Annotated in this window: 11 protein-coding genes; 8 read left to right on the top strand and 3 right to left on the bottom strand. The window is 71.6% G+C overall.

Going from position 1 to position 13,017, the window contains the following annotated elements; translation table 11 throughout:
• Positions 1 to 3: 3 nt before the first annotated feature.
• On the bottom strand, positions 4 to 318 hold the full coding sequence (locus EER30_RS01535) for a DUF202 domain-containing protein (RefSeq protein WP_127497501.1): 315 nt from the start codon (positions 316 to 318) through the stop codon (positions 4 to 6).
• On the bottom strand, positions 315 to 695 hold the full coding sequence (locus tag EER30_RS01530; protein WP_432417492.1) for a YidH family protein: 381 nt from the start codon (positions 693 to 695) through the stop codon (positions 315 to 317). The genes EER30_RS01535 and EER30_RS01530 overlap by 4 nt, the downstream gene beginning before the upstream one ends.
• A gap of 373 nt (positions 696 to 1,068) precedes the next feature.
• Between EER30_RS01530 and EER30_RS01525 the strand changes: the two genes are divergently transcribed.
• From EER30_RS01525 to ligA, 6 genes are all read left to right on the top strand, one after another.
• On the top strand, positions 1,069 to 1,848 hold the full coding sequence (locus tag EER30_RS01525; protein WP_127497499.1) for an electron transfer flavoprotein subunit beta/FixA family protein: 780 nt from the start codon (positions 1,069 to 1,071) through the stop codon (positions 1,846 to 1,848).
• 14 nt (positions 1,849 to 1,862) lie between these two features.
• Complete coding sequence (locus EER30_RS01520; protein ID WP_127497497.1) at positions 1,863 to 2,813, top strand: electron transfer flavoprotein subunit alpha/FixB family protein; 951 nt, start codon at positions 1,863 to 1,865, stop codon at positions 2,811 to 2,813.
• 76 nt (positions 2,814 to 2,889) lie between these two features.
• Positions 2,890 to 4,065, top strand: coding sequence for a cysteine desulfurase family protein (locus EER30_RS01515; protein WP_127497495.1), 1,176 nt, complete (start codon positions 2,890 to 2,892; stop codon positions 4,063 to 4,065).
• A 54-nt stretch (positions 4,066 to 4,119) separates the two neighbouring features.
• Entirely contained in the window at positions 4,120 to 5,220 is a 1,101-nt protein-coding gene (mnmA, locus tag EER30_RS01510) for a tRNA 2-thiouridine(34) synthase MnmA (protein ID WP_127497494.1), read from the top strand.
• Positions 5,213 to 6,223: a uroporphyrinogen decarboxylase/cobalamine-independent methonine synthase family protein gene (locus tag EER30_RS01505; protein ID WP_127497492.1), complete on the top strand. Its 1,011-nt coding sequence runs from the start codon at positions 5,213 to 5,215 to the stop codon at positions 6,221 to 6,223. The genes mnmA and EER30_RS01505 overlap by 8 nt, the downstream gene beginning before the upstream one ends.
• Before the next feature lie 146 nt (positions 6,224 to 6,369).
• A complete protein-coding gene (gene ligA / locus EER30_RS01500) occupies positions 6,370 to 8,718 on the top strand; it encodes an NAD-dependent DNA ligase LigA (RefSeq protein WP_127497491.1) in 2,349 nt (782 codons plus the stop codon).
• Positions 8,719 to 8,730: 12 nt separating this feature from the next.
• Here ligA and EER30_RS01495 read toward each other — a convergent pair whose 3' ends face one another.
• On the bottom strand, positions 8,731 to 10,812 hold the full coding sequence (locus EER30_RS01495; protein ID WP_127497489.1) for a putative bifunctional diguanylate cyclase/phosphodiesterase: 2,082 nt from the start codon (positions 10,810 to 10,812) through the stop codon (positions 8,731 to 8,733).
• A 429-nt stretch (positions 10,813 to 11,241) separates the two neighbouring features.
• On the opposite strand from EER30_RS01495, the gene gatC reads away from it, so the two are divergent.
• Both gatC and gatA read left to right on the top strand, forming a co-directional pair.
• Entirely contained in the window at positions 11,242 to 11,541 is a 300-nt protein-coding gene (gene gatC / locus EER30_RS01490) for an Asp-tRNA(Asn)/Glu-tRNA(Gln) amidotransferase subunit GatC (protein WP_127497487.1), read from the top strand.
• Positions 11,542 to 11,545: 4 nt separating this feature from the next.
• Positions 11,546 to 13,009, top strand: a complete 1,464-nt coding sequence (gene gatA / locus EER30_RS01485) for an Asp-tRNA(Asn)/Glu-tRNA(Gln) amidotransferase subunit GatA (RefSeq protein WP_127497485.1) — start codon at positions 11,546 to 11,548, stop codon at positions 13,007 to 13,009.
• Positions 13,010 to 13,017: the final 8 nt, after the last annotated feature.

Raw genomic sequence — 13,017 nt, 5'->3', positions numbered from 1 at the left:
CGATCAGAGCATGACAACCAGGCCGGCGAGCGCGGCGAGAGCGACAGTGATCAGGGCATAAGCGGTGATCGTGCGCCGGCCGGGGTGCGGCGGGCGGCGTTCCAGGCCACGGGCGCGGCGGTAGGCCAGCGCGACCAGCGCCGACCAGCCGATCCCGCCGAGCGCGGCATTGATCCACTGGGCGGCCCCGGCGTCCGGGTCGAAGGCGGGGCGGGCGGCGAGCAGAAAGACGACGGTGGCCGCGAGAACCGTGCGCCGCCAGGCCAGCCGGGTGCGCTCGGCCGCGGCGCCGCGGTCCTCGGTCCACTCCACCGTCATTTCGGTAGCACTACCGCGACGATCAGGAAGAGCGCTCCGACCGCGATGGCGACGGCCAGGACGGCCGGGAACTTCGTGCCGGGCAGTTCCTGGTCCAGCCGCATGGCCCGCTCGGTGCGCGCCCAGTGGTGCACGGCGCGCAGTGCCACCACGGCACCGAGCACGAGCAGGGCGACGGCCAGAATCTCGCGCAGGTGGGCGATCTTCATCGGCCGCAGGAACTGGGCGCAGGCCAGGCCGCCCGCGATCAGGGCCAGCCCGGTGCGGATCCAGGCGAGGAACGTCCGTTCGTTGGCCAGCGAGAACCGGTAGTCGGGGGTCCGGCCGACGACCGGGGTCTTCTCGGGATCGATCCATTGGCGCAGGCTGCCGAACACGTCCCAGATTATTGACCGCCCAGGTGAAGAAGGCTTGTCCACAGGCTGCGGACTTCGTCACTCACGCAGGCCTCGCGCGAACGGCCACAGAGGCACCACGGAGAGTCCGGATCGCGGCGTCCGTGGATGTCCGGCGCGGGCGCGGAGCGCCGTGGTGGAGGATGTGAGGCGGACGGAAGCAACCCACCGCGTAACCGAGCGATTTGGGCGGACATATCGCACACCTCCCTGGTCAGACTGTAGCGATTCGGCGGTCAGTGTGGGTGAGGTGTGTCACTCTCGGTGGCTGACACGGCCAAGCTACTGGCGGGTAACGTGTCGGGAGGCGTCCGGCCGCAACGGTGCGTTGAATACAGGAGGTCGTAGGAGCGCGATGAACATCGTCGTACTGGTCAAGCAGGTGCCCGACTCCGGTGCCGAGCGCACCCTGAGCGCGAGCGACAACACCGTCGAGCGTGCCTCGGCGAACAACGTCATCAACGAGATGGACGAGTACGCCATCGAGGAAGCGCTGAAGATCAAGGAAGCGCACGGCGGCGAGGTCACCATCCTCACGATGGGCCCGGCCGGCGCGACCGAGTCGATCCGCAAGGCGCTGTCGATGGGGCCCGACAAGGCCGTCCACGTGCAGGACGACGCGCTGCACGGCTCCTGTGCCGTCGCCACGTCCAAGGTGCTCGCCGCCGCCCTCGGCACGCTGAACGCCGACCTGATCATCGCCGGCGCCGAGTCGACCGACGGCCGCGTGCAGGTCATGCCCCACATGCTGGCCGAGCGTCTGGGCATCGCCGCGCTCACCGGCGCGCGCAAACTCACGGTCGACGGCTCGACGCTGACCGTCGAGCGGCAGACCGACGAGGGCTACGAGGTCGTCACCGCGTCCACGCCGGCCGTGGTCAGCGTGTGGGACACCATCAACGAGCCGCGTTATCCGTCCTTCAAGGGCATCATGGCGGCCAAGAAGAAGCCCGTGCAGGCACTCGCCCTGTCCGACCTGGGCATCGCGGCCGACGAGGTGGGCACGGCCGGCGCGACCAGCGCCGTCGTCGACTTCTCGCCTCGCCCGCCCCGCAGCGCCGGCACCAAGATCACTGATGAGGGCGACGGCGGCTCCCAGCTCGTCGCGTACCTCGCCACCGAGAAGTTCGTCTGAGGGGATTGAGAGACATGGCTGAAGTATTGGTCGTCGTCGAGGCCTCGCAGGCTGCCGGCGTCAAGAAGGTCACCCTCGAGATGCTGACGATCGCCCGCACGCTGGGCTCGCCCAGCGCGGTCGTGTTCGGCGACGCAGCCGCGTTCACCGACAAGCTCGGCGAGTACGGCGCCGAGAAGGTCTACGTCGCCGCGGGCTCCGACGTCGAGGACTACCTCGTCGCCCCCAAGGCCACCGCGGTCGCCGAGCTCGTGAAGTCGGCCCAGCCCGCCGCCGTGCTGCTCGCCTCCACCCAGGAGGGCAAAGAGATCGCCGGGCGTCTCGCCGTCAAGCTCGACAACGGCCTGCTCACCGACGCGGTCGACGTGGCCGCCGACGGCACCGCCACCCAGGTCGTCTTCGCCGGCTCGGGCATCGTCAAGTCGAAGGTCACCCGTGGCCTGCCGATCGTGACGATCCGCCCGAACTCCACCACCCCGACCCCGCAGCCGGCGACCCCCACGGTCGAGCAGCTGACCGTGACCGTCGCCGACAGCGACAAGCTCACCCGGGTCGTCGAGCGGGTGGCCGAGCAGAAGGGCTCGCGCCCCGAGCTCACCGAGGCCTCGATCGTGGTCTCCGGCGGTCGCGGCGTCGCCAGCGCCGACAACTTCAAGCTGGTCGAAGAGCTGGCCGACCTGCTCGGCGGCGCGGTCGGCGCGTCCCGCGCGGCGGTCGACTCCGGCTTCTACCCCCACCAGTTCCAGGTGGGCCAGACCGGCAAGACCGTCTCCCCGCAGCTCTACATCGCGCTCGGCATCTCGGGCGCGATCCAGCACCGGGCCGGCATGCAGACCTCGAAGACCATCATCGCGGTCAACAAGGACGCCGAGGCGCCGATCTTCGAGCTCGCCGACTACGGCGTGGTCGGTGACCTGAACAAGGTCGTCCCCCAGGCGGCCGACGAGATCCGCAAGCGTAAGTAATTCCGGTCACGCGACGGCCCGGTGCTCAGCGCCGGGCCGTTCCGCGTTCCCGGGCGAGGCATAAGCTGAAGCCCTGATGACCTACTTGGATCACGCTGCGACCACGCCGATGCTCGACGAGGCGCTGGCGGCATACGTTGCGGCGGCCCGCGAGGTCGGTAACCCGTCGTCCCTGCACGCTTCCGGGCGCCATGCCCGCCGGCTCGTCGAGGAGTCGCGCGAGCGCATCGCGGCGGCCCTCGGCGCCCGCCCGTCCGAGGTGATCTTCACCAGCGGCGGCACCGAGAGCGACAACCTCGCGGTCAAGGGCATCTTCTGGGCGCGGCGGGCCGGTTCCCTCAACCGCAGCCGCGTGGTCGCCTCGTCGGTCGAGCACCACGCCGTCATGGACAGCGCCGAGTGGCTCGGCACCCACGAAGGCGCCCAGGTGAGCTGGCTACCTGTCGATTCGCGTGGGCGGGTCGACCCTTCGTCGCTGGCCGAGCTGCTGCAGTCGTACGCGGAAGAAATCGCCGTCGTCAGCGTGCAGTGGGCCAACAACGAGGTCGGCACGGTGCAGCCGGTGGCCGAGCTCGCGCGCCTCGCCGCCGAGGCGGGCATCCCCTTCCACACCGACGCGGTGCAGGCTCTCGGCCAGATCCCGGTCGACTTCTCGGCCAGTGGCGCCGCGGCCATGACGATCACCGGACACAAGGTCGGCGGCCCGGTCGGCGTGGGCGCGCTGCTGCTCGGCCGCGATATCGCCTGCACCCCGCTGCTGCACGGCGGCGGTCAGGAACGCGACGTGCGCTCGGGCACGCTCGACACGGCCGGTGTCGCGGCCTTCGCCACGGCGGTCGAAATCACGGTCAAAGGCCAGGCGGCGTACGCCGAAAGGGTCGGAGCGCTGCGGGACGACCTCGTGGCCCGTGTCCGTGCGCTGGTGCCCGACGCCATTCTCAACGGTGACCCTGAGCACCGGCTCGCGGGCAATGCTCACTTCAGCTTCCCCGGCTGCGAGGGCGACGCGTTGCTGCTGCTCCTCGACGCGCAGGGCATCTCGTGCTCGACCGGGTCGGCCTGCTCGGCCGGCGTCTCGCAGCCCAGCCACGTGCTGATCGCGATGGGCGCCGACGACGACCGCGCCCGCTCGTCGCTGCGCTTCAGCCTCGGCCACACCAGCACCCGGTCCGACGTCGACGCTCTGGTGGCCGCCCTGCCCGGCGCGATCGAGCGGGCCCGGCGGGCGACCGCCTGGAAGACGCCTCGCTGACGGTTGTCCACAGGCCGTCCGAGTGCACACGGCGACCCGGTTAGGCTTGCGGTCATGCGAGTTCTTGCGGCTATGTCGGGCGGCGTCGATTCCGCCGTCGCCGCCGCGCGCGCCCACGACGCCGGCCACGACGTCACCGGGGTGCATCTGGCGCTGGCGCGAAACCCTCAGACCTATCGGACGGGCGCGCGGGGCTGCTGTACGCTGGAAGACTCCCGTGACGCCCGCCGCGCCGCCGACGTGATCGGCATCCCCTTCTACGTGTGGGACATGGCCGAGCAGTTCCACGCCAACGTCGTCGACGACTTCGTCGCCGAATACGCCGCCGGCCGCACCCCCAACCCGTGCCTGCGCTGCAACGAGAAGATCAAGTTCGAGGCGGTGCTCGACCGGGCTGTCGCGCTCGGTTTCGACGCCGTGGTCACCGGCCACCACGCCCGCCTCGGCGACGACGGCCTGCTGCGCCGCAGCGTCGACGACGGCAAAGACCAGTCCTACGTGCTGGCCGTGCTCACCGGCGACCAGCTCTCCCGCGCGGTCTTCCCGCTCGGCGACTCGACGAAGGCTCAGGTCCGCGACGAGGCGGCCCGCCGGGGTCTCTCGGTCGCCGACAAGCCCGACTCCCACGACATCTGCTTCATCGCCGACGGCGACACCAAGGGCTTCCTGCAACGCCAGCTCGGCTCGACGCCGGGCGACATCGTCGACGGGCGCACGGGCGAGCGCCTCGGCACCCACGACGGCGCCTTCGCCTACACGGTGGGCCAGCGCAAGGGTCTCGACCTGCGCGTGCCGGCCGCCGACGGGCGCCCGCGCTACGTGCTGTCGATCACCCCGGTGACCAACACAGTGACCGTCGGGCCGCGCGAAGACCTCGAGGTCGACACCGTGACCGCCTCGCGCGCGATCTGGCACGGGGCCGAGACGCCGGTCGAGTGCGACGTGCAGTTGCGCGCCCACGGCGAGGTCGTGCCGGCCGTGGTGACCGTCGCCGACGGCGAGCTGACCGCCCGGCTGCTCTCGCCCGCGCGGGGTGTCGCGGCGGGGCAGGCGATCGTGGCCTACCAGCGTGACTCCGGCGGCGACATCGTGCTCGGCTCGGCCACCATCACGGCCGGCGTGGCTTCCGAGGCCCTGGTGGCGGCGCGTGCCTGACTTCCCGTGGGCGGCGGGCTCGGCCACCGGCATCGGGTCGCTCCCCGGCACCGACATCGCCGAGGCCCAGCGCGTCGTCTTCGGCGAACTGCCCGACCTGCCCCACCTGGCCGAGCTGCCGGCGCGGGGGCCGGGGGCCGACATCATCGGGCGCAGCGCCGGGTTCCTGGTCGACCTGCCGGTGCAGCTCTACGCCGGTCGCTGGCAGGTGGCCCCCCGCCCCGGGCAAGACGCGCGCCGCACAGCCGACCTGCTCGAACGCGATCTCGACCAGCTCACCGAGCAGGGCGATGCCTACTCCGGCCCCCTGAAGATCCAGTCGGCCGGGCCGTGGACGCTGGCCGCGAGCATCGACCGCCCGATCGGCGGGCGGCTGCTGCGTGACGCCGGAGCGGTGCGCGACCTGACCGCCTCGCTGGCCGAGGGCCTGCGGCGGCACGTCGATGACGTTCGCAAGCGGCTCCCGCGGGCCGAGGTGCTGCTGCAGCTCGACGAGCCGTCGCTGCCGGCGGTGCTGGCCGGCCGGGTCCCGACCGAGAGCGGGCTGGGGTCCTACCGGGTCGTGCCGGGGCCCGACGCGGCGTCGGTGCTGCGCGAGGTGGTCGAGGCCGTGGGGGCGCCGGTGATCGCGCACTGCTGCGCTGCGGGCGTGCCGCTGCCGGTCTTCCGTGATGCGCGGGCCGCTGCCGTGGCGCTCGACCTGTCGCTGCTCAAAGATCTTGACCCGCTGGGGGAGGCGCTCGAGGCGGGGCTCGGTCTCTTCGCCGGAGTCGTGCCCACCGCCCCGTCCGCGGCCTTGACCTCGCCGTCCGGGGGTGTCGACGGCAAGAAGGTCGCCGAGCGGGTCTCGACGCTGTGGAAACGGCTCGGGTTCGCGCCGTCGCGGCTGCCGCAACAGGTGGTGATCACGCCGGCCTGCGGTCTGGCGGGCGCCTCGCCGGCTTACGCGCGGGCCGCGCTGACGGCCTGCCGCGAGGCCGGGCGACGGCTGGCCGAGGTCTGATCAACCTGCGGGTTGTGCCGTCGCGCCGGGCGAAAAATGTCAGGGGTGGCGACTACCGTTCCGCGTAGGGCCTGTTTTGGAATGGTGCCGGGCCGCGGACGAGGCCTCAAGCCAACAGGCCCTAGTTGTCGAGCACGGAGGTCCCGGTGGTCAAGAAGGCTTCGCAAGAGACCGAGCAGCTCGCTCAGCCCACCGCTGAGCAGGTGGCCGCCGCCGGGAAAGATCCGACCCCCGAGGCCAGCGCCCGGCACGCCGAGCTGAGCGACGAGCTGCTCGGCCATCAATACCGCTATTACGTCCTCGACTCGCCCACGATCTCCGACGCCGAGTTCGACAAGCTGCTGCGCGAGCTCGAGGCGATCGAGGCGGAGTTCCCGGCGCTGCGCACGCCCGACTCCCCGACCCAGAACGTCGGCGGTTCGTTCTCCACCCAGTTCACCGCCGTCGAGCACGCCGAGCGCATGCTCTCCATCGACAACGTCTTCGACGACGAGGGGCTCGAGGGCTGGATCGACCGCACGGTGCGCGACGCGGGCGGCCCGGTCGAGTTCATCTGCGAGCTCAAGGTCGACGGCCTCGCGATCAACCTGACCTACGAGAACGGCCGCCTCGTGCGCGGCGCCACCCGCGGCGACGGCCGCACGGGTGAAGACGTGACGCCCAACGTGCGCACGATCAGCGAGATCCCCGAGCGACTGCACGGCGACGACCTGCCCGAGCTGGTCGAGGTGCGCGGCGAGATCTACTTCCCGGTCTCGGCCTTCGCCGACCTCAACGCGTCGCTGGTCGAGCAGGGCAAGGCCCCGTTCGCCAACCCGCGCAACGCGGCCGCCGGCAGCCTGCGCCAGAAAGACCCGCGCATCACCGCGTCGCGCGGGCTGCGCATGGTCGTGCACGGCATCGGGGCCCGCAAGGGCTTCACGCCGACGTCGCAGTCCCACGCCTACGAGGCACTCAAGGCCTGGGGGCTGCCGACCAGTTCGCGGTGGAAGCTGGCCGACGACGCCGCCGCCGTGCGCGACTACATCGCCTACTACGGCGAGCACCGCCACGACGTCGAGCACGAGATCGACGGTGTCGTCGTCAAGGTCGACTCGGTCGCCCTGCAGGGCCGGCTGGGCACCACGTCGCGGGCGCCACGCTGGGCGATCGCCTTCAAATACCCGCCCGAAGAGGTCACCACCAAGCTGCTCGACATCGACGTCAACGTGGGCCGCACGGGCCGGGTCACGCCGTTCGCGGTGCTCGAGCCGGTCAAGGTGGCCGGGTCGACGGTCGCCCTGGCGACGCTGCACAACGCCCGCGAGGTCGAGCGCAAGGGCGTGTGGATCGGCGACACGATCGTGCTGCGCAAGGCGGGCGACGTGATCCCCGAGGTGCTCGGCCCGGTGATCGACCTGCGGCCGGAAGACGCGCACCCGTTCGTGATGCCGACCAACTGCCCGGCCTGCGGCACCAAGCTGGCGCCGGCCAAAGAGAGCGACATCGACATCCGCTGCCCGAACACCCGGTCGTGCCCGGCTCAGCTGCGCGAGCGCGTGTTCCATCTGGCCGGTCGCGGGGCGTTCGACATCGAGGTGCTGGGCTACAAGGCCGGCCAGGCGCTGCTCGACTCCCACGCGATCACCGACGAGGGCGAGCTGTTCTCCCTGACCGAAGACCAGCTGCGCCAGTCGCCGTTCTTCGTCAACCAGGACGGCAGCCTGGGCACCAACGCGGTGAAGCTCCTCGAGAACCTCGAGGGCGCCAAAGACCGGCCGTTGTGGCGTGTGCTGGTCGCGCTGTCCATCCGCCACGTGGGGCCGACGGCGGCGCAGGCGCTGGCGCGCCAGTTCGGCTCGATGGAAGCCATCGAGGCGATCGTGGCCGCCCCGCCCGGCAGCGCCGAAGAGGCCGCCGCCGTGTCGGCCGCCGCCCTCGACAGTTCGGTCGCCGCGACGGCCGCCGACGCGGCGGCCGATGCTGCTGCCGTCGAGGCCGCCGATGCTGCTGCCGTCGAGGCCGCCGATGCTGGTGACGACGTCGATATCTCCGAGGGCAAGGCCGGCAAGAAGCCCAAGGCCGCCCCCGATGTTCTGTCGAGTGTGGAGGGCGTGGGGCCGACGATCGCCGAGAGCCTGCGCGAGTGGTTCGCGGTCGACTGGCATCGCGACATCGTGCGCAAGTGGCGCGAGGCCGGCGTCCGCATGGCCGACGAGCGCGCCGACGAGGGACCCCGCCCGCTCGAAGGGCTCACGCTCGTCGTCACCGGCACACTCTCGACCCACTCGCGGGACGAGGCCACCGAGGCCGTCACCTCGCGCGGCGGCAAGGTGAGCGGCTCGGTCTCCAAGAAGACGGCCTTTGTTGTGGTCGGCGACAACCCGGGCAGCAAATACGACAAGGCCCTGGCGTTGAAGGTCCCGGTTCTGAACGAGGAGGGCTTCGCCGTCCTGCTCGCCGACGGCCCTGACGCGGCCCGAGAGGTCGCCGAGTTCAGCCCGAAGGCCGGCTGACCGCCGCGCGGGTTACTTCGTCGCGGCAGGGAGGGCCGGGCGCAGCGGGCGGTAGCGGGTCAGCCATTCGCTGAGCTCGGGGGCGGGCATCGGGCGGGCGTGGAACCAGCCCTGGGCGGCGTGGCAGCCCGCCTCGGCGAGGATGCGCCAGGTGCGTTCGTCCTCCACGCCCTCGGCCACCGCGCGCAGGCCCAGGGCCTCGGCCAGGTCGATGACAGAGCGCACGATGGCGGCGTCGCCGCGGTCGGCGGACATGCCGAGGACGAAGCTGCGATCGATCTTGACCTCCGCGAGGGGGAGGCGGCGCAGATGCTGCAGCGACGAGTAACCGGTGCCGAAATCGTCCAGCGAGATGGCGATGCCCATGCGGTCCAGGCGGGTGATCGTGCTGAGGACGCGATGCGGGTCGGCCATCAGGGCGCTCTCGGTGATCTCCAGCTGGAGCAGGTCGGGCGGGACCGCGTACTGCTGGAGCAGGCTGTCGACGCGGTCGGCGATGTCGCCCGCGTGCAGGTCGCGCACGCTCACGTTGACCGCGGCGCGCAGCGGGCGGCCCGCGTCGCGCCAGGACGCCACCTGGGCCACCACCTCGTGCAGGACGCGGCTGGTGAGCAGGCGCATCACCGGGGTCGGCTCGGCGACGCGGATGAGTTCGTCGGGACCGACCAGGCCGCGTTCCGGGTGCCGCCAGCGCAGCAGGGCCTCGACGCCGACCACCTCGCCCGTCGCGATGGCGATCTGGGGCTGGTAGAAGAGCGTGATCCCGTCGTCGTCGCTGTCCGAGCGCAGCGCGTGCCGCAGATCGGCCAGCAGGGTCAGGCGGTCGGGGGTGTGGTGCGGGGCGTCGGGGCCGTAGATCGCGACCTGGTCGCCGCGCTGCTTGGCGTCGTACATGGCTGATTCTGCCTCGCGCAGCAGCGTCGTGCCGTCGCCGCCGGGGTCGCGTTGCAGGGCTATGCCGATCGAGGCGGTCACGTCGATGGGGGTGCCGTCCAGGGTGAACGGCCGGTTCAGCGACTCGGTCAGGTGGTCGGCGACGCGGCGGGCGGCGGGCGGGCCGTCGACGCGGGTGGCGAGCACGGCGAACTCGTCGCCGCCGAGCCGCACGACCAGGTCGTGAGCGGGTACCACCTCGGCCAGGCGGTGCGCGACCTCGACCAGCAGGCGGTCGCCCACGCCGTGGCCGAGAGCGTCGTTCACCGTGCGGAAGCGGTCGAGGTCGAGCAGCAGGAGCGCGAGCCGCCGGCCCTTGGCCTGGGAGAGCACGGCCGCGTGCAGGGCGCGCCGGTTGGGCAGGCCGGTCAGGGCGTCCACGCGGGAGGCGCGCTCGAACTCGCCCGACGACCGCACCATGCGGTGGACGGCGTGCAGCGCGAGCAGGACCAGCGGCACGAAGGCCAGTCCGACCTGGGCCGTGGCCAGCACCACCGGACCGAGCAACAGCAGCGCGGCGGTGGCCAGCACCTCGACACCGGCCCGTCGCAGCCGTCGCAGCCGCTGGAGGCGCCGCAGCCGGGGACCCGGGCGGTCGGCCATCGAGCGGGCGACGACGGCGGCCAGCCCGTAGCGGGCGACGATCCAGGCGCCGGCCGCCGCGACCGTGAACAAGGCGTCGTGCCAGTCGGGGCCGGGGCCGATGCGCAGCGACACCAGGTTTGCGACGAGGGTGGCCGCGCCCAGCGCGACCGCGTGCTGCACGGCCAGGTGCAGGGTGCGCTGCGGGGAGTGCCGCATGCGCACGCCGGCGACCGTGACCGCGAGCAGTTGCACGGCCAGGGCGGGGACGTATCCCCAGGCCAGCGCGATGGCGAAGGTGAAACAGATGGACGGCAGGATGACCGAGGTGGCCCGGCGGTTGGCCACGACATAGGGCCGCGCGTCGACGATCACGGCGAGAAGACCCATGAGCCAGTACGCGCTGGGGAGCGCGGCGAACGTGTCGCGCTGGACGGCCCACAGCAGAGCGTTGGCCGCCGCCACCAGCACCGCCGTGACGATCAGGGCGCGCCGCCGACGGGGGCCGTCACCGTCCGGCGGCCGGTGCCCGGAGGACGCCGGGCTCGCCGCGGAAGTGCGGGGACGTGCGGCGTCCATGCGACCTCCACCATGGCTCCGGCCAACCAACCGTTCTCACGATAGATCCACCCGCTCAATTCACCGCAAAACCACATCGCTGTTATCAAATCGGCACATGCCTCCAAACGCGCATTACCCCTAAATTCCGTCTTGCGAGTGAGGCCGCGATCCGCGTTCTTCGGGCGGCACACGGCGGGACGGGATGGTTTGGGGTTGGGCGTTACCACTTACGCAGGCCGCCCGGGTGGGGTGAGCGTTCTGGGCGCGCAGCGCCCTGCTCGGCCCGCCCGGGCCCTCGGCGTGAGCGACGGTCCGCACCCACCACCCCGCTACGACACCTCGAAGTTGATTTTGGGGGTGTGACATGAAGCGTCCCGGCGACAGCCCGTGAAGGACAGCGAAATAGACTCCACCCGTCAGCATTGGATTCGAGAAAGTAGGGGCAGGATGGCCGCCATCTCCCGCGAAGAGGTCGCGCATCTCGCGCGCCTGTCGCGGCTCGCCGTGACCGAGGAGGAACTGGACCGGTTCGCGGGGCAGCTCGACGTGATCCTGCAGTCCGTGGCCCGGATCGGTGAGGTGGCCGCCGACGACATCCCGCCGACCTCTCACTCGGTGCCGCTGACCAATGTTTATCGCGACGACGTTCCCGTGCCCTGCCTGACGCAGGAGGAAGCGCTTTCGGGCGCACCCGACGCGTTCGAGGGCCGGTTCCGGGTGCCGCGGATCCTGGACGAGGAGGACTGACGCCGTGTCTGACCTGACCAAGATGTCGGCGGCGCAGCTCGCCAAGGCGATCGCCGGCAAGGAGGCCTCGGCTGTCGAGGTCACCACCGCCCACCTCGACCGCATCGCTGCCGTCGACGACCAGGTGCACGCCTTCCTGCACGTCGACCGTGAGGGCGCGCTGGCCGCCGCCGCCGCCGTCGACCGCGGTGAGGTGACCGGTCCGCTGGCCGGCGTGCCGATCGCCGTGAAGGACATCGTCGCCACCAAGGGTGTGCCGACGACCGCCGCCTCGAAGATCCTCGAGGGCTGGCGCCCGCCCTACGACGCGACGATCGTCGAGCGGCTGCGCGCGGCCGGTCTGCCGATGCTCGGCAAGACCAACATGGACGAGTTCGCGATGGGCTCGTCCACCGAATACTCGGCCTACGGCGCGACGAAGAACCCGTGGGACCTCGGTCGCATCCCGGGCGGTTCCGGCGGTGGCAGCTCGGCGTCGCTGGCCGCCTACGAGGCGCCGCTCGCCATCGGCACCGACACCGGCGGCTCGATCCGTCAGCCCGGCGCGGTCACCGGCACGGTCGGGGCCAAGCCGACCTACGGTGGCACCTCCCGCTACGGACTCATCGCCTTCTCGTCGTCGCTCGACACCCCCGGGCCCTGCGCCCGTACGGTGGAAGACGCCGCGCTGCTCCACTCGGTGATCGCCGGGCACGACTGGCGCGACTCCACCTCGATCCCGAAGCCGGTTCCCGACGTGGTCGGCGCGGCCCGTCTCGGCGCCACCGGCGACCTGAGCGGCGTCAAGCTCGGCATCGTCAAGGAGTTCGCCGGCGACGGCAGCGAGCCGGGTGTGCTGAGCGCGTTCCACGAGTCGCTCGAGGCGCTGGTCAAGCTGGGCGCCGAGGTCGTCGAGGTGTCCTGCCCCCACTTCCAGTACGCGTTGCCGGCCTACTACCTGATCGCCCCGAGCGAGGCGTCGTCGAACCTGGCCCGCTTCGACGGCGTGCGCTACGGCCTGCGCGTCGGCGACGACGGCAACCGTTCGCTGGAAGAGGTCATGTCGCTGACCCGCGAGGCCGGTTTCGGTCCCGAGGTGAAGCGGCGCATCATCCTGGGGACGTACGCGCTGTCCAGCGGCTACTACGACGCCTACTACGGACAGGCGCAGAAGGTGCGCACGCTGATCACGCGCGACTTCGAGTCGGCGTTCGAGCGGGTCGACGTGCTCGTCTCGCCGACCACGCCGTTCGTGGCGTTCCCGTTCGGCTCGCGCACCTCCGACCCCTACCAGATGTACCTGGCCGACCTCTTCACCATCCCGACCAACCTGTACGGCGGTCCGGCGATCTCGGTGCCCTGCGGGCTCTCCGAGGGCCTGCCGGTCGGCTTCCAGGTGATGGCGCCGACGATGGCCGACGACCGCATGTACCGGGTGGCCGCGGCGCTCGAGTCCGCGGTGGGCACCTTCACGCCGCCGGCCCTCTGACGAGCGAG

Source organism: Actinoplanes solisilvae, assembly GCF_003999975.1.
GTDB classification, from domain to species: domain Bacteria; phylum Actinomycetota; class Actinomycetes; order Mycobacteriales; family Micromonosporaceae; genus Actinoplanes; species Actinoplanes solisilvae.
Note: the sequence above shows the minus strand (reverse complement) of the source record. Positions and strands in the feature narration are given on the sequence as shown.

Bases quoted from the DNA above. Each gene is read 5' to 3' on its own strand.
- EER30_RS01535 (WP_127497501.1), bottom strand. From the start codon at position 318: ATGACGGTGGAGTGGACCGAGGACCGCGGCGCCGCGGCCGAGCGCACC.
- EER30_RS01525 (WP_127497499.1), top strand. From the start codon at position 1,069: ATGAACATCGTCGTACTGGTCAAGCAGGTGCCCGACTCCGGTGCCGAG.
- EER30_RS01520 (WP_127497497.1), top strand. From the start codon at position 1,863: ATGGCTGAAGTATTGGTCGTCGTCGAGGCCTCGCAGGCTGCCGGCGTC.
- EER30_RS01515 (WP_127497495.1), top strand. From the start codon at position 2,890: ATGACCTACTTGGATCACGCTGCGACCACGCCGATGCTCGACGAGGCG.
- mnmA (WP_127497494.1), top strand. From the start codon at position 4,120: ATGCGAGTTCTTGCGGCTATGTCGGGCGGCGTCGATTCCGCCGTCGCC.
- EER30_RS01495 (WP_127497489.1), bottom strand. From the start codon at position 10,812: ATGGACGCCGCACGTCCCCGCACTTCCGCGGCGAGCCCGGCGTCCTCC.
- gatC (WP_127497487.1), top strand. From the start codon at position 11,242: ATGGCCGCCATCTCCCGCGAAGAGGTCGCGCATCTCGCGCGCCTGTCG.